Origin of the sequence: Pyramidobacter sp. YE332 (genome assembly GCF_033060595.1) — a bacterium.
Classification (GTDB): domain Bacteria; phylum Synergistota; class Synergistia; order Synergistales; family Dethiosulfovibrionaceae; genus Pyramidobacter.
Genome location: NZ_CP133038.1, coordinates 1,030,875 through 1,051,956, shown reverse-complemented (window position 1 = coordinate 1,051,956; position 21,082 = coordinate 1,030,875). Strand labels below are relative to the sequence as shown.

The window sequence follows — 21,082 nt, the reverse complement described above, 5'->3', positions numbered from 1 at the left end:
CGCGAACCGCCGCATGAGAAAGCACTGCTTCTATAAAGCAAATATTATACCGCAGATCGCGGATCTGGGAAGAGGCTCTTTTCACAAAATCCGCCAGGCGAAACGAGGCGAGAAAGATCCCGTCAGGACGTCTTGAGAATCTTCCAGATACCTTCTCATGAAAAATGTTCCACATGGAACATGTATTCCGAGAAGACTATCAGCGTTGAAAATGGACTGCGATCCACACGCAGGGCGGTTCGGCGCTGGTATAGACGACGCGGTGGCGGACATGGGCGGGGATCAGCAGCCAGTCGCCGGACGAGAGCGCGCTTTCGCCGCCGTCCGCCCAGAGCAGGCGCGCCTTTCCCTGCAGCAGCGCCACCCATTCGTCGCCGTCCTGATCGTACCACTGCCCCGCGGGCGTGATCTGCCCCATGGAAACGATGCGCTCGACGCGGCAGCCCTGGCCGGCCGCCAGTTCGTCGAGGAGTTCGTTGCCGCCCGGCGCGCAGCGCCGCGAAAGCGCGAAAAGACGCCCGCGTTTTATCTCCATCGTAGTCCTCCTCTGCATCCCCCGCCGCTCCCGTCCGCGTCCGTCAGGCGGACACCTCGGCCGCGCGCCTCGCTCGCGCGGGGATCGGCGCGCCGCAGATGGCGCCGATCCCCGGTCCTCCGGACTTACGGGGCATGCCTTCACCGGCGATAAAGTTTAAAATCCATCCCATTATATCATCGCGGCGTTCCCAATGCCTCAACGCAAAAAAGCGCTCTCCCCGCCCTCGGGAAAAGCGCTTTTTTTCTCGGAGATCCCTTTATTTCACGTAACGGACGTAGCCCGCTTTGCGCGATGCCGCCGCTTTGGGCTCTTCGGCGGGATAGCCGAGCACACAGTTGCCGATGCCCTCATAGCGGCCCTCGAGGCCAAGTTTTTTCAGGAGTTCCCTGAACTCGTCGCGTTCGAAAGTCTCTTTGGCGCGATGGATCCAGCAGCTGCCCAATCCGAGCGCATGGGCGGCAAGCAGCATATTGCCGATCACCAGCGAGCCGTCATAGACATAGGTGGGGACGGACGTGTCGGCCAACACGATCAACACGACCGGCGCACCGTAAAACATGTCGGCGCCCGGGTTGCCGCGGATCTCGGCGTTCACCCGCGACAGTTTATCGCGCAGTTCCCTGTTGGTGACGGCAACGATGACGGGCGACTGCTTGCCCATGCCCGAAGCGGCATAAGTCCCCGCCTCGATAACCTGATCGATCAGTTCCTGCGGCACGAGATCGGGCTTATACTTCTTACAGCTGCGGCGTTCCAGGATCGCTTTCATGACTTCGTTCATGATGACTCCTCCTTTCGTTTCCATAGCGATTTTATTATAACGCACAACGGCGTTTTATGCGTCGTCATCCCCCCCAAAATAACAATGCCGCCGAAGCGAAACAACGGCGGCACAAGTTCTTCGAACTGACAGCGGCTCAGATGTGATACGGCGGCGGAGGCGGCCGCTGTCCGGGACGCGGAGGAGGGGGAGGTCGGTGTCCGGGACGCCGCGGGGGAGGAGGAGGTGGTGGCGGTGGACCGTAACCGGGGCGCCGGCCATGATGCGGCGGCGGAGGCGGCGATGGAGGCGGCGGCGCGACGCGGGGACCGCGCCAACCGATCGTAAAGCGCCACCCGCGATAAGTCTTTGCCAGCACGATAGTGACGTCGCGTCCATACCAGCTCGCTTTCTGGTACCCGTTGTTCGTCGTCCCGTACTGAGGGCGTCCGTAACGGCGAACGGCGTAGTGAAGAACATCCGCATAGGAAGAGCTGCGGTCGTCGACCTGCCCCTCCACTCCCCAAAAGCGGCCGTCGTCGCGGAAAGCGTAATAGAGCGTATTCAGCGGATAACCCAGCCATTCGCTGCCGCCGAAAATCCTCTCGTAATAATACTTCCCGCCCGAAGGCGCCTGGGGCGCCTCGCGGAACTGATCGCTCATGCCTTCCCAACGCGAACCCCAGGCAATGCCGTTGAATCCCGCCGGCTCGTTGGGAAAGGCCCAGGCCGCTGCGCTGAACATCAGCACCGCCGCGGCTGCGGCTGCGCATTTGCCATAAAACTTCATTTCTTCTGCCTCCTTTTATTCTCAAGATTTCCGGAGCACGGCCCTGCCGGGATGCCCGCAATGCTTCCAATCTCACGACCACGCCGTTTATTTATGTTTTTCAGTCTAGCAGAAAAACTTTAAGAAAACAACTGTCAAAAACAACTGCCCGACACCTGAAGAATTCCGCACTCCGTTCCGCCCAAGCCGAGTCTGCCGCTCCTCTTTTGATGAACGGCGAAAACAAATTCATGTGCGGAAGGCGTTTCCGCAGCCGGTCTCACGAGGCGGAAACTTGAGTTCTTCCGGCAAAGTCCGTATAATCGGCCGAAAAGCGACACGAAGGAGGAAGGCTCACATGAAATTCATCGTCGCGCCCCAATTTTTCGAGAAACTTCCCGACGTCTGCTTCGGCGTCGTGGTCGCCAGAAACATCGACAACGCGGCGGTTTACCCGCAGATCGACGCGATGCTCGCGGAGGCGGCCGCGGCGGCCGCGGCTCGCTATGAAGGGCGAAAAATCAAGGACGAACCGGCCATTCTGCCTTATCGGCAGGCCTTTCGGGCGCTGGAGCTCAATCCCAACAAATTCATGAGTTCTATCGAGGCCATGTTCACCCGCGTCGGCAAGGGCAAAGGACTGCCGCACATCAATCCCGTCGTCGACCTCGGCAACGCGCTCTCGCTCAAATACGCGCTGCCCATGGGAGCTCACGATATCGGCCGGATGGACGGCGACATCGAAGTGCGCTTCACGCGCGAGGGCGACAGCTTCGTCCCCTTCGGCGAAGCCGAGGCCGAACCGGTGCCCGCCGGTGAACCTGTCTACGCGGTCGGCCGGAAGATTCGCACGCGCCGCTGGATCTGGCGGCAAAGCGAGCTGGGCAAGATCGGTCCGCAGTCCCAGGACATTTTCTTTCCCATCGACGGCTTCGCCTCCGCGAACAAAGAGGCGATCTTCGCCGCCCGCCGCGAACTGGCCGATTGCTGCGCTCACATCTTCGGCTGCCGCGACGTGAAGAGCGATTTTCTCGACGCTTCCCACCGCGAGACGGAGCTGTAGCCGCTCCCGCTGTCTGCCCAATCCCGCCGGCGGGTGCCGTCTTCATCCTTGCATCGTTGCCGAAACCACTGCTGAAGTTTCGGCGTTTCAGCGCGGCGATCCCGTACGCAGGCGCCGCACATACATGGGCCCCGGCAGCGCGAACGTGCGCTGCCGGGGCCTAACTGTGCGGTCATTTTCGTCTGTTCGTGCGCCAGCCGGCGACGGTGAGCACAAAAATGACGGCCTCTTTTCAGCCGTCTTCAAATGCAGTCTTTTCCAACACAACAGAGACTCTCGCGAGGTTCTTTCAACAACGTTCCCCGCGGAGTCTGCCACGTCTCTTCTTTAAAAACAAACCGAACCCACACAAAATCCCCTTCTGCGGCCCTGCATGGCAAAAGCCGCAGAAGGTCCCATCACGTAGGAGGAAAAAACGGAAAAACGCTATTTCTTCTCTTCTTCGTTCGAACTGCTTTCTTCCGTCGTCTCGTCCTTCTTTTCGACGCTGTCGGGACGGATGAAGTACTTGATGCAGGGGCGTCCGCCCGTCTCGTAATCGACGGAGCTGTCGATCTCGCCGATTTCGGCGAGGTAGTTCAGATAGCGGCGCACCGTCACCTTCGACAGGCCGACCACGCCGGCCAGGGTGTCGCAGGTGCAGGTCTCGCCCTTCATCTTGTCGAGATGCGAACGGATCATGTCCAGCGTGCGCTGCTGAAGCCCTTTCTTCAGATCGCGCGCGGGGGCCTGGGGCTGGGGAGCGCCCACGCTGACAAGCGCGTCGATGGCGTCCTGGTTCAGCGTCGAAGCGTCTTTCAGCACGTGCGCCTTCTTGCGGTACTTTTCGATGGCTTCCATGAAGCGCTCGTACTCGAAGGGCTTGACAAGATAGTCCACGATGCCGAGACGCAGGGCTTCCTCGACGTTTTTCACGTCGTTGGCCGCCGTGACCATGATCACGTCGGACTGGATGTCGGCCTTGCGGATCTCGCGAAGCAGCTCCAGACCGTTCATCACCGGCATGTACACGTCGAGGATGATCAAATCGGGTTCTTCATCCTCGATATACGCCAGCGCATCCTTGCCGTTATCAAAGACCGCAGCCACCTGAATGTCGTTGGCTGTGTCAAGATAGCGCCGGTTGATCTGCGCAACCATCGGGTCGTCTTCAACAATAATCGTCTTAATCACAGTTTTCCCTCCCTGGTGAAACACACCGTGATGGATGTGCCCACTCCTTTTTCTGAATCGATCTGCATTTCTCCGCCGCTCGACTCGAGCACGGAACGAATCAGCCTCATTCCCGTACCGCGATGCCGACCTTTGGAACTATAACCGCCTTGCCTTACGTGTTCGATCTCTTCCGGCGTCATGCCCTCTCCCGTGTCGTCAACCGTGACCATCAGGCTCCGCTCGTCCTCGTGAACCAACAGAGACACCTCACGATCGCCTTCGCCCTTGGCCTTGGCGTTCACCGCTTCGATAGCGTTCTCGACAAGGTTGCCGACCAGCGTCACAAAGGCGTTGCCAGACAGAAACCGGCTGACTGCCGGGACCGAGCTGGAACCAACCAGATTGAACTCTATATCCAGCTCCCGGCAGTGAGACATTTTGCCAAGGAGCAGAGCCCCCAAGTTCTTGTTTTGGATCTTCTGCAGGACCGCCGCGATCACATCCGACTGTTCCCGGGCGATCCCGGTGATGTAACGCTCGGCTTCCTCCGGCTCGCCGATGCGCAGCAGGCCGAGGATCACCTGCATCTTGTTCATGAACTCATGGCTGTTGCTGCGCAGCGCGTCGATCATGTGGTTGACGCCGGTCAGCTCTTCCGCCATACGGGTCAGTTCGGTGCGGTTGCGCAGGATGGCCACCGCCCCGAGAAGCGTTCCGTTCTCCCTGATCGGGATGCGGTTACAGAGAATGTTGACGTCGCCCAGGATGATGCCGTTGTTGTACAGCGGCTCCCCCGACGCCAGCGTTTCGCCGATGCGGATCTGCGGGTAAATGTCGTCGAGGAGGCGAACGCGCAGGTCTCCTGGGGCAATGTGGAGCATCGTCCCCGCCGCCTTGTTGACCAGCGTAATATAGCCGGCCGCATTGACGGCCACGATCCCCTCCTCCAGCGAATTCAGAACTTCGTCGCGCTCGAGGAAGAACTTCGACAGCTGTTCCGGTTCGTACCCCAGCAGCGATTTTTTGATGCCGCGGGCCGTCAGCCATGCCGCCAGCAGGCCGATCGCCAAGATCGACAGCAGCGCGCCGAAGTGCGCTTCGTAAATTTCCCAGCGCTGCGAGGCGATGTTGGTCATCAGCGAAGCGACCACGATGAAACCGATCTCTTTCTGCGTCTCCGCGTCGAGGACCGGCACGAAATAGCGTTTTTGGTCGCCCAGCGAACCGACGGCTCGGGAAAAGTAACGTTCTCCCCTCAGCACCCGTTCCTCGTCGCCGCCGACGAAATTCTCGCCGATCCGGGAACGGTTCACGTGGTACAGACGCCGCAAACGCATGTCCGCCAGCGTGATCACGTCGACGTCGCGCAGCCCCTTGATAAGATTGTCCAGATAAAGGATCAATTCCTCGCTGCTCTGGTCTTCCTTGAAAGCCTGAATGACCAGCGGATTGGCGGCGACCATTTCGCCCAGGTCGTGCAGCGTCGTCTCGATCCGGTGGCTTTGAAGCTTCAGATTGAGGCGCAGGACCATCACGATCGTAAAGCCGATCGTCAAAAACACAAGAATAACGCTGCCCAGCATGAGCTTCTGCGACAAAAGCATGACGCGGGCATTCTTGCCTGTTTTCATGTTCGTCTCCCAACTCTTCGTAAGAAGTGCGCCGACGGCCCGCCGGAAGCGCCTGTTCACATGAAAGTTATTTTATCATACTTTGGCACTTTTTGGAGATTTTAGTTCCATCCCAAAAGAACAATAACTATCAATCATGACGATAACGTTCCATATCCGCAGAAAATCGCGCAACACCCGACGGCGGCGCAAAAATTTCACCCTCCGGCGTCCTTTTGTCCCGGAGTTCTCATTTACTTAGTATGTATAATATCATACCCTCCTGAGGAAACGCAATAACTAAAATGATAAAACCTGAATAATGCGCATTTTCAATCAAAGAAACTTCACTGGCAACGCGGTGATTCGAAGCGCCTCCAAAGATTCGCCTCGTAACGCCGCAAGTTCGTGAGGGCCGCAAAAAACGCGGCGCCGCCGAAAAAGGCAGCGCCGCGTTTCCAGGCCGGAATCATGAATCGTCGTCGATGGGACGACGGGAATCTCTACATCGGCGGCAGGACGCCGGCGGGCAGCGTGGCGTAGACGCCGGGGCCGATCGGCAGCCCGAAGTAATCCCAAACGATGAAGAAGACGATCCAGGCGATCTGCATGAAGAACGCGATCGGCACGAGATTGGCCACGAGCGTGCCGATCTTGATGTCCTTCATGTATTTGGCCTGCGCGACGCTCAGGACCATCCAGATATAGGGACTCATGGGCGTGAAGCAGTTGGTGGGAGAGTCGCCGAGCCGGTACAGCAGCTGGGTAAAGCCGGGGTGATAGCCGAGCAGCATGAACATGGGCACGAAAATGGGAGCGAAGATGGCCCACTTGGCCGAGCCGGAGGCGACGAAAAGGTTGACGACCATCGCCAGCAAAATGAAGGCGACGCACATAGACGTCCCCGTGAAGCCGATGCCCTTGAGGAAATCGGCGCCGCCGATGGCGAGCATGGTGCCCAGCTTGGTCCAGTTGAACAGCATGTTGAACTGTCCGGCGAAGAAACAGAACACGACGTAGCCGCCCATGGCCGCGGCCTGCTTGACCATGCCTTTGTTGAGGTCGCCGCTGTTCTTGATCGTGCCGGCGGAATAACCGTACACGATGCCCGGCAGCGCGAAGAAGAAGAACAGAAGCGGGATCATGCCCTTGAGCAGCGGCGATCCCACGAAGATGCGCGAGCCGTCGGCGGCGATCTTCGCCAGCGGGCCGAAGAAGAAGCCGGCGACCAGCAGCGCAACGTAAGCCAGCGCCACCCATCCGGCGCGGCGCAGTCCCTTTTTCTGGCTGTCGCTCAGCTCTTCGATCTTGGCGTCGTCGGCGCCGCCCTCGTACTTGCCGAAACGGGGCTCGACGAGCCAGGTGCAGATGCCGCCGATGACGAGAGTGCAGAGGAACGTGGAGGCGATCAGGAAGAACCAGTTGCAGGTCACGTCGACCGTGAACGTACTGTCGGGGATAAAGCCTTTGATGGCCTGATTGGTCAGCCCTTGAAGCAGGGAGTCGGTGCCGGCGATCATCAGGTTGGCGGTGAACCCGGCCTGGGCGCCGGCGTAGCCGTTGATCATGCCGACGACGGGATGCTTGCCCACGCCCATGTAAACGATGGCGGCCATCGGCGGGATCACGACCATGGCGGTGTCGGAAGCGATGTTGCCGACGGTGCCGAGGAACGCGATCACGAAGGGCACCAGAGCGGGCGGAACGTTTCTCATGCACTTGCTGAGCATGGCCAGAAGCAGGCCGGACTCCTCGCACATGCCGATGGCGAGCGTCATCGTGATGACGAGCCCCAGCGGCGCGAAGCCGGTGAAGTTCTTGACCATGTTGTCGAGAAGCCACTGAAGTCCGGTGGCGGAGAACAGGTTTTGGGATTTCACGACCGCCTTGGCGGGATCCGAAATGGCCGGATTGATCATCGAGAAATCCGTCACGGTGAAGATGGCGCCGATCACGGCGACGATCAGGAAGAGCCAGCAGAACAGGATGGCGGGCGGCGGCAGTTTGTTGCACACGCGCTCGATGCCGTCCAAAAAGCGGTCTACCCATGATTTCTTCGCTGCTGCAGTGTCAGTCATGTTTCTGACCCCCTCAAAAAGATAAAGTGATTTGAGATAACGCCGCGCAAGCTTCTTTCGAGCGTCCTGCGCCGGTAAACCCGATCTTGGGTTCACTTTCGGAAATTATATCATACGTGGATACAAAACTACAATAAGACTTTTTGCATACTTTATCAAGCCGGATGTGTTAGAATAAGACGTTTCCAAAATCCTACCGACAGGAGAGAGACGCCTCATGGAATTCAAATTTTTCGGCATGAATCTGGAGCTCTGGAAGCTGCGCTCCGTTTCGGATTATGCGCGGTTTTTCTTTTTCATGGCGGCCGGCGTTCTCGTTTTCGTCCTTCTGGCGAAACGCATCGGCAAACGCCGCAACGACGCCGCCGCGACGGAGCGCGTCGTCCGGAAACTGCGGCGGCTCTGCAAAAAGGAAGGAACCGTTTGTAGCGCGTCCCCGCCCGCCGTGCCGCCGGGAACGGCCGACGCCCTGCTGGTTTCGCAGCGCGGGATCTTTGCGCTGCGCTGCATCGGCTGGGGGATCCGTGTTTTCGGCAGCATCGAAAGTCCGCAGTGGCGCGTCGAGGACAACAACGAGAAACGCGCCATCCCCAATCCTCTCGCGCAAGCGGGCGCGGCCGCCGCGGCGCTGAACGTCCGCCTGGCGGAAAAAGGGCTCGCCGCCGCGGTGCAGCCGCTGGCCGTCTTCGCCGATCCCTTCGACTCCCCCCGTCTCAGCCTCGAAGGCGGCGCCTGCGCCGTCGCTTACGGAGACCTGAAAAAGTGGTATCATTCTCAGCCGGAGCACCCCGCCATGGAGCGTTCCGTTCGGGACGAAATCATCCGGGCGCTTGCGCTTACGGAATGGAAAAAGGAGAGAAAATCATGATCGACAGCGAACGACTGGTAAAGAACTTCTGCGCCTACGCGCGGATCGACAGCGAGAGCTTCGACGAGGGGCTCATGGAGAAACGCCTCGTCAAAGACCTCGAGGAGCTCGGCTGCGAGGTCCGCACCGACGGCGCCGGGGCCAAAACAGGCTCCACCGGCAACAACATTTACGCCTTTTACAAGGGCACGCTGCCCGGCGAGCCGCTAATCTACTCGTGCCACATGGACACCGTCGCGCCCGGAAAAGGCGTCGCGCCCGTCGTCAAAGACGGCGTCATTTCCAGCGGCGGCGACACGATCCTCGCCGCCGACGACAAGTCGGGCATCGCCGGCATCGTCGAGGCGCTGACCGTCGTCCGTGAAAAGGGACTGCCCTGCCACGACTTCGAGATCATCGTCACCATCGGCGAAGAACAGGGCCTGCTGGGCGCCAAGCATTTCGATTTCAGCCGCGTCAAGGGCAGGGAAGCCGTGGTCCTCGACGGCGCCGGCGACGTCGGCACGATCGTCCCCAACGCGCCCGGCCAGATCAAGATGCACGCCGTCGTCACGGGGCGCAGCGCCCACGCGGGCCTGGCGCCGGAAAAAGGCGTCAGCGCCATCCAGGCGGCCGCCCGCGGCGTCGCCGCCATGAACCTGCTGCGCATCGACGAGGAAACGACCTGCAACATCGGCACGTTCAAGTCCGAAGGCGCGACCAACATCGTCCCCGCCAAAGCGGAGATCGTCGCCGAAATCCGCAGCCGCAATCTCGACAAGCTCAACGCCCAGGCCGCGCACATGCGCGGCTGCCTGCAGAAAGCCTGCGACGATCTGGGCGCCACGCTCGACTGCGAGCTGAAGACGACCTACGTCAGCTTCGCCTGCCCCGACGATCATCCGCTGATGAAGCGCCTGCGCGCCGCCTGCGAAGCGATCGGCTGCCCCGTCCGCCGCGTCGACGGAGGCGGCGGCAGCGACGCCAACGTGATGGCGCTTTCCGGCATCACGCCCGTCGTGCTCGGCACCGGCATGAAGGACGTGCACACCGTCAACGAAACGATCACCGTCAAAAACCTCGAAGACACGGCCAGGCTCGTCCTGCGTCTGATGACCGACTGATACCGATTCCCGAGAGAAAGCACAAACATAGTTTTCCGGGCGCTGCGGCGCATAGACAAAGGCGGGGAGGAATGTTCCACGTGGAACATTCCTCCCCGCCTTTGCTTTCGCCAGCGGAAATCACTTCTTGAACTGATGGTAAAGCTTTGCCAAATAGCGGCCGTAATTGTTGTTCTTGTCCGCCTCGCCGTACTCGCGCAATTTTTCGAGGGCGAGGAATCCGGCGCTGTAAGCCGCCTCCTCGGGACAGCAGATCATGTGCCCCTGCTCGCGCTCGACGCGCGCCACGTAATTGGACGCCTCCAGCAGACTGTCGTACGTGCCGGAGTCGAGCCACGCGAATCCCTGCGGGAACACCTGCAGGTCGAGCTTGCCCTGCTCCATGTAAACGCGATTCACGTCGGTGATCGACACCTCCCTGTCAGCCGGGATCTGCCGGCGCAGCTCATGGGCGTACTGCATGACCTTGCCGTCGAAGAAGTACAGGCCGACGACGGCGCAGTTCGATTTGGGATGCGCAGGCTTTTCCTCGAGCGTCAGGACCTTGCCCTCTTCGTTGAAAGAAGCGACGCCGAAACGTTCCGGATCGGGGACGACGGCGCCGAAAACGGTGGCGCCCTCCGTCTGCGCGGACGCCTTGCTGAGCATGGCGGGGAACCCGGAACCGTAGAAGATGTTGTCGCCGAGGATCAGCACGCAGGGATCGCCGGCGATGAAATCCTCCGTCTGGACAAACGCGTCGACCAGACCGTTGGGCACGTATTGGACCGTGTAATGCATGTGGATGCCGAAGCGGGAGCCGTCGCCGAGCAGCCGCTCGAAACTGCTCTTGTCAACTTCGGAAGTGACCAGCATGATATCGCGCACGCCGGCCTTGATCAGCACCCAGATCGCGTAGTAGATCATCGGTTTGTCATAGACGGGGATAAGCTGTTTATTCACGGCTAAAGTCATGGGATGGAGCCTGGTGCCGAGTCCAGCCGCGAGAATTACTCCTTTTCTGGCCATGAACGGGCCTCCTTCACAGTGATGTTCTCCTACATTATATCTAATTTTCGTAAAATATCCAGTACACAACTTTGCTTATTTTCTCCTTCCGCCTGGCGGCCGCGGGAAAACGACACGGAGCGTGGTACAATTTCCGCAGAGAATCTATTTCCATGGGGGGATTTCATATGAAAAAAGCGCTTTTGATCAACGGCAGCCCGCATCGGGAAGGTTGCACTTTCACCGCGCTGGCCGAACTGCAAAAGGCGTTGAGCGGCGCGGGCGTCGCCGGCGATCTGCTTTGGCTGGGGACAAAGCCCATGCAGGACTGTACCTCCTGCGGCCGCTGCGAAGCGACGGGACGCTGCGTTTTCGTCGACCAGGTCAACGAAGTGCTGGACCAGCTCGACGATTACGGCGCCATCGTGGCCGGCTCGCCGGTGTACTATTCCGGGGCGACGGGACGCCTGTGTTCGTTTCTCGACCGCCTTTTCTACGCCGGCGGCGACCGCATGGCCGGCAAGCTGGGGGCGGCCGTGGTGTCCTGCCGGCGCGGCGGATCCACGGCTTCGTTCGAACGGCTCAATCAGTACTTTCTGATCAGCAACATGTTCGTTGTCGGCTCGCAGTACTGGAACCAAGTGCACGGCTTCACGCCCGACGACGTGCGCCAGGATGCCGAAGGACTTCAGACCATGCGCACGCTGGGGGTCAACATGGCCTGGATGCTCCGTTCCATCGACGCCGGACAGAAAGCCGGCATTCCCGCGCCGGCCTACGAGGAACACGTTTGGACGCACTTCATCGGTTGAATTTCACCGCGCATACAACATAGGGGTTTCGGCCTGGCGCCGAAACCCCTATGTCGTCCTGCCGCGGCCTACATCTCGATGACACCCTCAAAGTCGCAGTCCACGCCGCCGATCAGGAATACCCCTTCGGGCGCGAGACGGACGACCAGCAGCCCCCCCGCCGTCCTCACGGAGATCTCGCCTTCGTCTACCAGCCCCAGTCTGGCCGCGACGACGGCCGCGGCGCAGGCCGAAGTGCCGCAGCTCATGGTTTCGCCGATGCGGCGCTCCCATGTACGCACCCGCAGCGTGTGGCGGTCGGCAACGCTGACGCAGCTGACGTTGGTCCCTTCCGGAAATATCTCCGCGCGTTCCATCAACGGGCCCGCCACGTTCAGTTCCGCGCCGTCGCAGTCGTCGGTCAGAATCACGCACTGCGGGTCGCCCAGCGACAGGCAGGTAATCTGATCGTCGAATCCGCCGCAGGAATAATACTGACTGACCACGGGCCGGCCGTCGGCGTTGAGCGTGACGGGCACGCGCGCGGGGTCGAAATCGGGTCGGCCGATCAGCGCCTCGACGCTGTAGATCTCGCCGTCGCGGTCGTAAAGGCGAAGCGCCTTGACGCCGTCGTCGGTTTCGATCGACAGATCTTTTTTCTTCACGTCCAGTTTCTCGTAAACATATTTGCCTACGCCGCGCAGCGCGTTGCCGCCGATGCGGGCGCGCGTGCCGTCGGCATCGTAAAGGATCATGCGCGCGTCGGCTTTTCCCCGAGCCGGGGCGACGATCACGAGACCATCGCCGCCGACGCTGCGCCGCCGCCCGCACAGGGCCACGCTGAGGCTGGCCGGCTCGGCGACGCTCTGGCGGATCGCATCGACATAAATGTATTCGTTGCCGCCGCAACGCATCTTGACAAAATGGACGGGACGTTTGCGTTCCGGCAAATGGGCCATGTCGACGAGCTCCACGTTGCCCTCGTCGTAACCGCTGACCATACAGTCTACGAGAGCGCGGGCCGTGTCGAGGCTGGTCATGCAGGCGGCGCGGCGCTCGATGGCCTTGCTGCGCAGCACCTGAGCGTCGGCGCGCTCGCTGCTGTCGGGCGAGCTGGTCGAGAGCACGTACTGCACGCGTCCCTGATCGAGCAGATAAGGAATATCGCGGTTGCCCTGGCTGATCTTGCCCACCGAGGCGCTGCGAATGCCACGGCTTTTCAGGTACTCGGCGGTGCCGCCGGTGGTGTAAAGGCGGCAGCCCAGCGAAGCGAGGCGGCGGGCCAGTTCCACGATCTCGGGCTTGTCGCGGTCTTGCACGCTGATCAGCACGCCGCCCGGTTCATGATGGCGCACGGCGTAACCGGCCGCAATCAGCCCTTTGTACAGGGCCTCTTCGAGATTTTTGCCCACGCCGAGCACTTCGCCAGTGGACTTCATTTCCGGCCCCAGCTGCACGTCGGCGCCGCTCAGTTTTTCGAAGGAGAACACGGGCACCTTGACGGCGCAGTAAGGGCTGGGCCGGTACAGGCCCGTGCCGCAGGGCAGGTCGCGCAGCTTCGGCGCGTCGGGCGTCAGCGTGGCGAGCATCACCTGCGTGGCGATATCCACCAGCGGCAGCCCGGTGACTTTGCTGATGTAAGGGATCGTGCGGCTGGCGCGGGGATTGCTCTCGATCACGTAAACTTGGTTGTTGTAGATCACGTACTGGATGTTGACCAGTCCCTTCACGCCCAGTTCGATGGCGATGCGGGCTGTGCTCTCCACCAATTTTTCGGTGACGGGGCCGGAAAGGTTCCAGGCCGGATAAGCGGCGATGCTGTCGCCGGAATGGACTCCGGCGCGTTCGATGTGTTCCATGATCCCGGGAATCAGCACGTCGGTCCCGTCGCAAACGGCGTCGACTTCAACCTCGGTGCCTTCGAGGTATTTGTCGATCAGCACGGGGCCGTCGGTACCGATGGCGAGAAGACGCCGCATGTAATTGCTGACGCTTTCGTCGTCGTAAGCGATGATCATGTTCTGGCCCCCCAGCACGTAGGACGGGCGCACGAGCACGGGGTAGCCGATGTCGCGGGCGGCGTCGAGCGCCTGCTCCAGCGTTTCCACGCCATGCCCCCTGGGGCGGTCGATGCCGCAGCGGTTCAGAATCGCGTCGAAGCGCTCGCGGTCCTCGGCGGCGTCGATGGCGTCGGCGCTGGTGCCGAGGATGGCGACGCCGTTTTCGCTGAGGGATTTCGTCAGCTTGATGGCAGTCTGCCCGCCAAAGGCCACGACCACGCCGAGAGGCCTTTCCAGACGGATGATGTCCATCACGTCCTCCGGCGTGAGCGGTTCGAAGTAAAGGCGGTCGGCCGTGTCGAAATCGGTGCTGACCGTCTCGGGATTGTTGTTGATCATCACGACCGTGTACCCCAGGCGCTTCAGCGCCCACACGCAGTGCACGGCGGCGTAGTCGAACTCGATGCCCTGGCCAATGCGGATCGGCCCGCTGCCGAGGACGACGATGGTCCCTTTGGAGGCGACAAGGCCGGCATGATGGGCGATGAATCCGGCCGCTTCGTCTTCGCTGCCCGAGACCGGAGCGGCGGCGTAGAAGTAAGGCGTTTCGGCCGCAAATTCGGCGGCGCAGGTATCGACCATGCGGTAGACCGGCGCCAAATGTTTTTCCACTTTCGCGCCTGAAAGCTTCTCGATCGTGCGGTCAAGAAAACCTGTCGCCTTGGCGCCGGCGTACAGTTCGTCGGGCAGGACGCCGCCGCACTTCTGCAAAGCGCTCTCGACGGCAAGGATTTTTTTCAGCTTCCACAGGAACCAGCGGTCGATCTTCGTCACGTCGTGGACGTGATCGACCGACACGCCGCGGCCCAAAGCCTCGTACACGACGGACAGCCGCTGGTCGGTAGGCTCTCGCAGGCAGGCCTCGAGCTGATCGTCGCCGAGCTCCTTCAGGGAAGCGAGGCGCGGCGAATCCATACCGATCTCGGCGCCGCGCAGCGATTTGAGCAGAGCTTCCTCAAAGGTCGGCGCGATCGCCATCACTTCGCCGGTGGCTTTCATCTGCGGTCCCAGCGTGCGCGTGGCGCTGCTGAACTTGTCGAAGGGCCAGCGCGGCATCTTCACCACCACGTAGTCCAGCGCCGGCTCGAAGAAAGCCGACGTCTTGCCGGTGACGGCGTTGGGGATCTCGTCAAGGCGCAGGCCCATGGCGATCTGCGCCGAAACCTTGGCGATCGGGTAGCCGGTCGCCTTGGAGGCCAGCGCCGAAGAGCGCGACACGCGCGGGTTGACTTCGATCACGGCATATTCGAAGCTGCCGGGGTTGAGCGCGAACTGCACGTTGCAGCCGCCCTGCACTTCGAGCTCGCGCACGATGCGAAGCGCCGCGCTGCGCAGCAGCTGGTACTCCCTATCGGCCAGCGTCAGCGCCGGCGCCACGACGATGGAATCGCCGGTGTGCACGCCTACGGGATCGAGGTTCTCCATGGAGCAAATGGCGATACAGTTGTCGTCGCCGTCGCGCATCATCTCGAACTCGATCTCTTTCCAACCGGCGACGCTGCGCTCCACGAGGATCTGCCCCACGGGCGAGACTTCCAGTCCGCGTCGCGCGAGCTGCTCCATCTCCGCGGCGCTGTGGGCGATGCCGCCGCCGGTGCCGCCCAGCGTGAAGGAGGGGCGGATGATGACGGGATAACCGATTTTGGCGCCGAAGTTCATGGCTTCGTCCAGTCGGGTCGCGATCGCCGAGGGGATGACGGGTTCGCCGATTTTCTCCAGCATGTCCTTGAAAAGCTGACGGTCCTCGGCTCGTTCGATCGTATCCAGCGACGCGCCCAGCAGTCTGACGCCTTTCGATTCAAGCCAGCCGTCCCGGGCCAGCTGCATGGACAGGGTCAGCCCGTTCTGGCCGCCGATGGTGGAGAGCAGTCCGTCGGGGCGTTCCTTCTCGATCAGGCGCTTCAGGATCTCTACCGTCAGCGGTTCGATGTAGACCTTGTCGGCGATGTCGCTGTCGGTCATGATCGTGGCAGGATTGGAGTTGACCAGGATCACCTCGATGCCGAGCGCGCGCAGGGCCCGGCAGGCTTGAGTGCCGGCATAGTCGAATTCGGCGGCCTGGCCGATCACGATCGGGCCGGAGCCGATGATCATCACCCGTTTCAGTTTTTTATCGAGCGGCATGGCGGACGGCCTCCTCGCAATTCTTCAAAAAGCGGTCAAACAGGAACGCCGTGTCCTGCGGACCGGCACAGGCTTCGGGATGGAACTGCACGGAAAAGGCGTTGACGCCGCCGTAATCGATGCCCTCGCAGGTGCCGTCGTTCACGTTGACGTAGCTCAGACGGTTCTCCGCCGGAATGCTGTCGTTCTCCACCGCGTAACCGTGGTTCTGACTGGTGATCAGCAGACGCCCCGTCGCCGTTTCGCGCACGGGCTGGTTTTCGCCGCGGTGACCGTACTTCAGCTTCGTCGTGCGCGCGCCGCGGGCCAGGGCCAGAAGCTGATGGCCAAGGCAGATGCCGAACATGGGCAGCCCCGTCTCGGCCACGGTGTTGACGTTCTCGACGATGCCGCGGCAGGAGGCGGGATCGCCGGGACCGTTGGACAGCAGCACGCCGTCGGGACGCAGGGCAAGGATCTTCACCGCCGCCGTGTCCGCCGGCACCACGGTGACGCGGCAGCCGCGCTCCGTCAGCGCGCGGGCAATGCCGCCTTTGCAGCCAAAGTCCCAGAGCACGATGTGGCGCGTGCCGTCGGGGTTGAGGATAAAGGGCTTGTCGCAGGTCACCGCAAAGACGTCGCTCGACAGCCGCCGTCCCGCCAGATCCGCCGTGAAAGCCGGCAGGTCCTCGGGCAGACGCGAGCAGACGGCGGCGTTCATCGCGCCGTGCTCGCGGATGATGCGCGTCAGCGTGCGCGTATCCACGCCGGCAAGTCCGGCTACGCCGCTTTCCCGCAGATAATCGTCAAGCGTGCCGCCGCTGCGGAAGTTCGAAGGAGCGTCGCACAGTTCGCGCACGATATACGCGCTCAGCCGCGGGCGCGGGCTTTCGAAATCCTCGCGGATGACGCCGCAGTCGCCGATCAGCGGAAAGGTCTGCACGACGATCTCCCCGTGGTAGCTGGGGTCGGTGAGCGTTTCCAGATAACCGGTCATGCCCGTGGCGAAAACGATCTCCGCCGTCACGTCGCCGGCCGCGCCGAAGCGTTCTCCGGCAAAAACGCGCCCGTTTTGCAGCACCAGATAGGCTTTCTCTCTCAAAGTCCTCACCCTCTTTTCTCCGTCCGCGCCGCCGCGCGGCGCCATTTTTCGTCCACGGTCATTCGTCTTCGTAAAATGCCCGCCAGCCCGATGCGGCGCGAACCAGCAGCGTGCGCCCGGCGGCGGGACGGCCGAGCACTTTCGCCGGCCCCTCGCCGAGGGCCGCCAGCAGCCGTTCGATGCCGCAGGGGCGGCCCTGCGCCTCCCAGCCGTCCAGCAGTTCCGGCAGGACGCCGTTCAACTTTTCGCTGCCGAAGGGGATCTCCTCGAAAGGCAGGCTCAGCTGATCGGCGCTGCGCGCGCAGTGATTGCTCACGACCGCCGCGATCAGACCTTCGTCGAGCGCCCGCCACAGGGCGGCGCGGTCGTCCGCGCCGCGCAGCACCGGCCAGACTTTGAGCGCGCCCTCAAGGGACGCCGCGTCGTACTCGTCTTCGGTATGGAGCAGGTTCATGAAGGGCACGTCGCAGGTCACGTCCTGCCCGCCGTCCCGCGCCGCACGGATCGCTTCCAGCGAAGCGCGGCAGCTGACGCCGCGCACGTGCAGCGGCACGCCCCACTCGCCCGCCAGCGTCAGGACCGCCGCCACGGCGATCGCTTCGGCGACGGCGGGGACGCCTTTCATGCCCAGCCGGTCGGCCGCGTCGCCGTCGTTGATCTGGCCGAAAGCGCACAGCTCGCCCAGGCACGGCCTCACGGCGAGGCGGCAGCCCAGCCCGGAAGCGTAGCAGAACAGCGCCCGCAGCCGCCGCCAGTCTTCGAATCCTTCGGGCACGCAGAACAGCTTTTCGCCGTCTCGCGCCATCAGGCCGATCTCGGCCATCGCGCCGTTGTCGCGCAGCGCCGCGGGCAGCGGCCACACCCCCGCGCCGTCTTCCGACGCCAGCAGGCGGGCGGCCTTCAACGCGCCCGGGCCGTCGCTGCCGGCTTCGGCCGTCAGGGCCGTCAGCCCCCAGCCGCCGCGGCGGGCTTCCGCGGCCAGCGCCGCGCCGCTTTTGGCGCCGGCGCGGCAGAACAGGTCGATCGCGGCGGGGATGCGCCAGGCTTCCAGGACTTTTTCGGAAAGTTTCAGCGTTCGCGGATCCACGGCATAACGAGAACTCATCGCGCGCCACCTCCCAGGCAAATGTCGAGCAGAGCCATACGCGTCAGCACGCCGCAGAGCACCTGCTCGCGGATCAGGCTCGACGGGCCGTCGGCCACCGACGAAGCGACCTCGACGCCGCGGTTGATCGGCGCCGGATGCATCACCACCGCGCCGGGACGGGCGCAGGCCAGCAGTTCCTCCGTGGCGCCGTAGCGCGCGTGATATTCCTTTACCGACGGGAACAGCCCCGCTTCCTGACGCTCCAGCTGCACGCGCAGCAGGCCGAGGATGTCCGCCTGCGCGGCCGCCGCGCGCGGGTCGGGCTCGTACTCCGCGCCCAGCGCCTCGGGACGCGTCGGCATCAGCGTGCGCGGGCCGCTGAGGATCACGCGCGCGCCCATGCCGCGAAAGGCTTTGACGTCGCTGCGCGCCACGCGGCTGTAACGGACGTCGCCGATGATCGCCAGCGTTTTCCCCTTCAGACTGCCCAAACGCTCCACGGCCGCCGTGACGTCGAGCAAACCTTGCGTCGGGTGGCTGCGCGCGCCGTCGCCGGCGTTGAACACCGGGACGTGCGGCACGAGCTTCTGGATGTAATAAGGCATCCCCGTCGCGGAATGGCGCACCACCAGCCCGTTGACTCCCATCTCGCAGAGCGTCCAGACCGTGTCGCGCAGGCTCTCGCCCTTGGACATGCTCGATCCGGAAGCGCTCCAGTCGATCACCTCGGCCCCGGTCATCCGTTCGGCGACGTCGAACGAGTTGCGGGTGCGCGTGGAATTCTCGAAGAAAAGATTCGCCACGGTGAGGCCTCGCAGCGAATCGAGCGGCCGCTTCGGCACGCTCACAAGGCGCGGTTTCAACGCCAGAGCGCGCTTCACGAAATCCTCGAAATCCTGCGGCGTCCAGTCGTTCAGATCGAGCAGGTTCTTTCGGTTCCAGGACATAAAACTCCTCCTTCCGGCACTGCGGTTCTTCCTTCCAACCCTGCGGCGCGGTTTTACCGAGACGGATTATACTCCGCGAAACGATTTTATGCAACCGATTGCATCAATTAAAAATCACGCCGTTTTTCCGCTCGCGCCATCATGAAACGGGGAAAACCATGACGTCGCTCCCATAAAAAAACGAGCGTCTACGAAAGTAAACGCTCGGGGAGATTTCCCGAATAACGACCGTTTTCGTTCCAATACCGTTTCTTAAATAAAAGGCCGAACTCAAGGGCGCTGCGAGGAAAATCCACAAAACAAGCCGTGCGGCGGTCGGGAATAGTCCCGCGCGGCCGCCCCCCTCGCAGCGCCGATCATCCTTCGGAGTCTTCTTTCGCTGCGAGCGTTTTTCCATTTCTCAGACGCTCGCGATAGTTCATCAGAACGCGGTCCATGCGGTACAGCTCGCTCAGGCACGCCTTTTCTTCCGCCGTCGTCTCGATGATCCCGGATATCCCGCCGTCGCGGATCACCATCCGGCGATCGCTGCGCAGCGCAAGCAACGGATCATGGGTCACGATCAGCACGATCTTCTGATTTTGGATCAGCAATTCCAAAGCCCGCTCCCGATCTATGCCGGCGTTTTCGATCTCATCGATCAGCACGATCGGCGAAAAGCTCAGATACGCAATGTCCGCCACCATCAACGCGCGGGACTGACCGCCGCTGAGCGCGGTCAGAGGCGCGGCGGGATCGAACGGCTCGCCGGACAGTTCATTCGCCCTTTGAATGACCTTTTCCGCCAGACGATCTCCCCGTTCACGATTTCTGCTGGCGGCGTGCAGCTTGAGAAAATCGACGACGGTGATGTCCATCACAAAGTTCATGTTCTGGGACAGCTGCGCCACCAGTCGCTTATCCAGCGAGAAACGCCACTCTTCAGGCGGCTCGCGTCCATTGATCAGGATCCTCCGCTTTGTGGGCGTATCTCCCTGGGCCATCCATTCGATATCCGCCAGCAGCCTGCTTTTTCCCGATCCCGTAGGGCCCACGACGCAGACGACTTCCCCTTGGCGGATCTCGATCTCATCCACTTCCGGAGCGCCATGCTTATCTTCCCCGCCGAGAATCGTCAAGACGCGCACGTCGAAGGAAACGCCGCGGCGCAAATCAACGAGCTGCTCCATAAACAGATCGAATCTCTCCAGAAGCGCTTCATGATCGATCCCCATATCGGTGACAAAAGCATAAGCCAAAGACTCGATATACTGCGCTACGGTCAGATTTCCATCCCGCGGATGGAGACTATTGACTTCGAAGAAGTCTTCCGAGCCGGGAAAGCGGGCGAAAAGCTCACGTATCTTCGTGTTTCTCATGATGCGTTACCGCCTGATCCAGGTCCATTCTCCGGACGTTCCCTTTTTGTTTTTCCTTTCCGATCCGCGTTTCGCCCAGACAATAGGAACAGAGCGCCGAGGGCATACTGATCCGAAGCTTGGCGCCCTTAAGCGTGTCGGGTTCTCCCGCCTGCTGCAAGAGCGCCGCCAGCCGGTACGCGCCCTGTCCCGTGATGCCGTTGATATGCATGACGATCCCTCGCGGATTGGCCTGACGAACCTTTAAGGCAAAGATCTCCCGCTCCGCCTGCGAGACGATGTCGCCTTTGGTGATCACCACGATGTCCGCCATTTTCAGCATGGGGCCGATTTTTTTCGGCGCGCCGATGCCCATCAGACTGTCGATCACGCAGATGGAAAGGCATCCCTGAATATGGGGCGAACAGCGATTGCACAGGCCCGCGCTTTCGCTGACCATCAGATCGTACCCGTTCCGCGTCCCCCAATCGAAGCAGTCGTCGATATTGCTGACGAAGTAATGATCCGGACACAGGCTTCCGGCAAGTCCCACGGCGCAGTCGACGCCGTTCTCCCGATACAGGCGGCCGTCGTCGGTGGCGAGGCAGTCAAAATTCAAGACGCATATCCTGGCGCTTTTTTTCCGCATTTCCGAGACAGTCCGCAGGATGACCGAGGTCTTTCCCGACGAGGGAGGCCCCGAAAACGTTGCAAATCTCATTTT

The 21,082-nt window shown here is 61.7% G+C and carries 18 protein-coding genes; 4 read left to right on the top strand and 14 right to left on the bottom strand.

The genetic code is table 11. From position 1 onward, the window contains the following. Window positions 1-199 precede the first annotated feature (199 nt). The 4 genes from RAH42_RS04930 to RAH42_RS04915 all read right to left on the bottom strand — a co-directional run bounded on the left by RAH42_RS04930 (window position 200) and on the right by RAH42_RS04915 (window position 2,088). Window positions 200-535: a cupin domain-containing protein gene (locus tag RAH42_RS04930; RefSeq protein WP_317540075.1), complete on the bottom strand. Its 336-nt coding sequence runs from the start codon at window positions 533-535 to the stop codon at window positions 200-202. A gap of 43 nt (window positions 536-578) precedes the next feature. Continuing rightward, complete coding sequence (locus RAH42_RS04925) at window positions 579-707, bottom strand: hypothetical protein (RefSeq protein WP_317540074.1); 129 nt, start codon at window positions 705-707, stop codon at window positions 579-581. 87 nt (window positions 708-794) lie between these two features. Continuing rightward, window positions 795-1,319, bottom strand: coding sequence for a nitroreductase (locus tag RAH42_RS04920; RefSeq protein ID WP_078016043.1), 525 nt, complete (start codon window positions 1,317-1,319; stop codon window positions 795-797). A gap of 136 nt (window positions 1,320-1,455) precedes the next feature. Then, on the bottom strand, window positions 1,456-2,088 hold the full coding sequence (locus RAH42_RS04915; protein WP_317540073.1) for a hypothetical protein: 633 nt from the start codon (window positions 2,086-2,088) through the stop codon (window positions 1,456-1,458). Between the two features lie 337 nt (window positions 2,089-2,425). On the opposite strand from RAH42_RS04915, the gene RAH42_RS04910 reads away from it, so the two are divergent. Further along, window positions 2,426-3,130, top strand: coding sequence for a phenylalanine--tRNA ligase beta subunit-related protein (locus RAH42_RS04910; RefSeq protein WP_317540072.1), 705 nt, complete (start codon window positions 2,426-2,428; stop codon window positions 3,128-3,130). Window positions 3,131-3,556: 426 nt separating this feature from the next. On the opposite strand, the gene RAH42_RS04905 is transcribed toward RAH42_RS04910, so the two are convergent. The 3 genes from RAH42_RS04905 to RAH42_RS04895 all read right to left on the bottom strand — a co-directional run bounded on the left by RAH42_RS04905 (window position 3,557) and on the right by RAH42_RS04895 (window position 7,973). Then, window positions 3,557-4,303 carry a response regulator gene (locus tag RAH42_RS04905; RefSeq protein ID WP_078016041.1) on the bottom strand — a complete coding sequence of 249 codons (747 nt, stop codon included), beginning with the start codon at window positions 4,301-4,303 and terminating at the stop codon, window positions 3,557-3,559. Further along, a complete protein-coding gene (locus RAH42_RS04900) occupies window positions 4,300-5,916 on the bottom strand; it encodes a sensor histidine kinase (RefSeq protein ID WP_296429035.1) in 1,617 nt (538 codons plus the stop codon). The genes RAH42_RS04905 and RAH42_RS04900 overlap by 4 nt, the downstream gene beginning before the upstream one ends. Window positions 5,917-6,398: 482 nt before the next feature. Next, entirely contained in the window at window positions 6,399-7,973 is a 1,575-nt protein-coding gene (locus RAH42_RS04895) for an AbgT family transporter (protein WP_120372883.1), read from the bottom strand. A gap of 217 nt (window positions 7,974-8,190) precedes the next feature. Here RAH42_RS04895 and RAH42_RS04890 point away from each other — a divergent pair, with 217 nt between their 5' ends. Both RAH42_RS04890 and RAH42_RS04885 read left to right on the top strand, forming a co-directional pair. Further along, the gene (locus RAH42_RS04890) at window positions 8,191-8,841 is read left to right on the top strand and encodes a nuclease-related domain-containing protein (RefSeq protein ID WP_078016037.1); all 651 of its coding nucleotides are present in this window, start codon (window positions 8,191-8,193) and stop codon (window positions 8,839-8,841) included. Next, a complete protein-coding gene (locus RAH42_RS04885; protein ID WP_296429032.1) occupies window positions 8,838-9,944 on the top strand; it encodes a M20/M25/M40 family metallo-hydrolase in 1,107 nt (368 codons plus the stop codon). Before RAH42_RS04890 ends, RAH42_RS04885 begins: the two co-directional genes overlap by 4 nt. A gap of 120 nt (window positions 9,945-10,064) precedes the next feature. Here the strand turns inward: RAH42_RS04885 and rfbA are convergent, their stop codons facing one another. Continuing rightward, window positions 10,065-10,952 (bottom strand): glucose-1-phosphate thymidylyltransferase RfbA, encoded by an 888-nt coding sequence (gene rfbA / locus RAH42_RS04880; RefSeq protein WP_078016034.1) that lies wholly within the window; start codon window positions 10,950-10,952, stop codon window positions 10,065-10,067. Window positions 10,953-11,119: 167 nt separating this feature from the next. Here rfbA and RAH42_RS04875 point away from each other — a divergent pair, with 167 nt between their 5' ends. Further along, window positions 11,120-11,743, top strand: coding sequence for a flavodoxin family protein (locus RAH42_RS04875; protein ID WP_317540071.1), 624 nt, complete (start codon window positions 11,120-11,122; stop codon window positions 11,741-11,743). Between the two features lie 68 nt (window positions 11,744-11,811). Here RAH42_RS04875 and carB read toward each other — a convergent pair whose 3' ends face one another. From carB to RAH42_RS04845, 6 genes are all read right to left on the bottom strand, one after another. Further along, the gene (carB, locus tag RAH42_RS04870; protein WP_317540070.1) at window positions 11,812-15,906 is read right to left on the bottom strand and encodes a carbamoyl-phosphate synthase large subunit; all 4,095 of its coding nucleotides are present in this window, start codon (window positions 15,904-15,906) and stop codon (window positions 11,812-11,814) included. Then, window positions 15,893-16,996: a carbamoyl phosphate synthase small subunit gene (locus RAH42_RS04865; RefSeq protein ID WP_317540069.1), complete on the bottom strand. Its 1,104-nt coding sequence runs from the start codon at window positions 16,994-16,996 to the stop codon at window positions 15,893-15,895. Before RAH42_RS04865 ends, carB begins: the two co-directional genes overlap by 14 nt. A 49-nt stretch (window positions 16,997-17,045) precedes the next feature. Next, the gene (locus RAH42_RS04860; RefSeq protein ID WP_317540068.1) at window positions 17,046-18,092 is read right to left on the bottom strand and encodes a dihydroorotase family protein; all 1,047 of its coding nucleotides are present in this window, start codon (window positions 18,090-18,092) and stop codon (window positions 17,046-17,048) included. Then, on the bottom strand, window positions 18,089-19,021 hold the full coding sequence (locus RAH42_RS04855) for an aspartate carbamoyltransferase catalytic subunit (RefSeq protein WP_317540067.1): 933 nt from the start codon (window positions 19,019-19,021) through the stop codon (window positions 18,089-18,091). Before RAH42_RS04855 ends, RAH42_RS04860 begins: the two co-directional genes overlap by 4 nt. Window positions 19,022-19,377: 356 nt before the next feature. Beyond that, the gene (locus RAH42_RS04850; RefSeq protein WP_317540066.1) at window positions 19,378-20,379 is read right to left on the bottom strand and encodes an ATP-binding cassette domain-containing protein; all 1,002 of its coding nucleotides are present in this window, start codon (window positions 20,377-20,379) and stop codon (window positions 19,378-19,380) included. After that, window positions 20,357-21,079: a GTP-binding protein gene (locus RAH42_RS04845; RefSeq protein ID WP_317540065.1), complete on the bottom strand. Its 723-nt coding sequence runs from the start codon at window positions 21,077-21,079 to the stop codon at window positions 20,357-20,359. The genes RAH42_RS04850 and RAH42_RS04845 overlap by 23 nt, the downstream gene beginning before the upstream one ends. Window positions 21,080-21,082 lie beyond the last annotated feature (3 nt).

Coding starts and splice junctions, on each gene's coding strand:
- RAH42_RS04930 (WP_317540075.1), bottom strand. CDS start 535: ATGGAGATAAAACGCGGGCGTCTTTTCGCGCTTTCGCGGCGCTGCGCG.
- RAH42_RS04925 (WP_317540074.1), bottom strand. CDS start 707: ATGGGATGGATTTTAAACTTTATCGCCGGTGAAGGCATGCCCCGTAAG.
- RAH42_RS04920 (WP_078016043.1), bottom strand. CDS start 1,319: ATGAACGAAGTCATGAAAGCGATCCTGGAACGCCGCAGCTGTAAGAAG.
- RAH42_RS04915 (WP_317540073.1), bottom strand. CDS start 2,088: ATGAAGTTTTATGGCAAATGCGCAGCCGCAGCCGCGGCGGTGCTGATG.
- RAH42_RS04910 (WP_317540072.1), top strand. CDS start 2,426: ATGAAATTCATCGTCGCGCCCCAATTTTTCGAGAAACTTCCCGACGTC.
- RAH42_RS04900 (WP_296429035.1), bottom strand. CDS start 5,916: ATGAAAACAGGCAAGAATGCCCGCGTCATGCTTTTGTCGCAGAAGCTC.
- RAH42_RS04895 (WP_120372883.1), bottom strand. CDS start 7,973: ATGACTGACACTGCAGCAGCGAAGAAATCATGGGTAGACCGCTTTTTG.
- RAH42_RS04890 (WP_078016037.1), top strand. CDS start 8,191: ATGGAATTCAAATTTTTCGGCATGAATCTGGAGCTCTGGAAGCTGCGC.
- RAH42_RS04885 (WP_296429032.1), top strand. CDS start 8,838: ATGATCGACAGCGAACGACTGGTAAAGAACTTCTGCGCCTACGCGCGG.
- rfbA (WP_078016034.1), bottom strand. CDS start 10,952: ATGGCCAGAAAAGGAGTAATTCTCGCGGCTGGACTCGGCACCAGGCTC.
- RAH42_RS04875 (WP_317540071.1), top strand. CDS start 11,120: ATGAAAAAAGCGCTTTTGATCAACGGCAGCCCGCATCGGGAAGGTTGC.
- carB (WP_317540070.1), bottom strand. CDS start 15,906: ATGCCGCTCGATAAAAAACTGAAACGGGTGATGATCATCGGCTCCGGC.
- RAH42_RS04860 (WP_317540068.1), bottom strand. CDS start 18,092: ATGAGTTCTCGTTATGCCGTGGATCCGCGAACGCTGAAACTTTCCGAA.
- RAH42_RS04855 (WP_317540067.1), bottom strand. CDS start 19,021: ATGTCCTGGAACCGAAAGAACCTGCTCGATCTGAACGACTGGACGCCG.
- RAH42_RS04850 (WP_317540066.1), bottom strand. CDS start 20,379: ATGAGAAACACGAAGATACGTGAGCTTTTCGCCCGCTTTCCCGGCTCG.
- RAH42_RS04845 (WP_317540065.1), bottom strand. CDS start 21,079: ATGAGATTTGCAACGTTTTCGGGGCCTCCCTCGTCGGGAAAGACCTCG.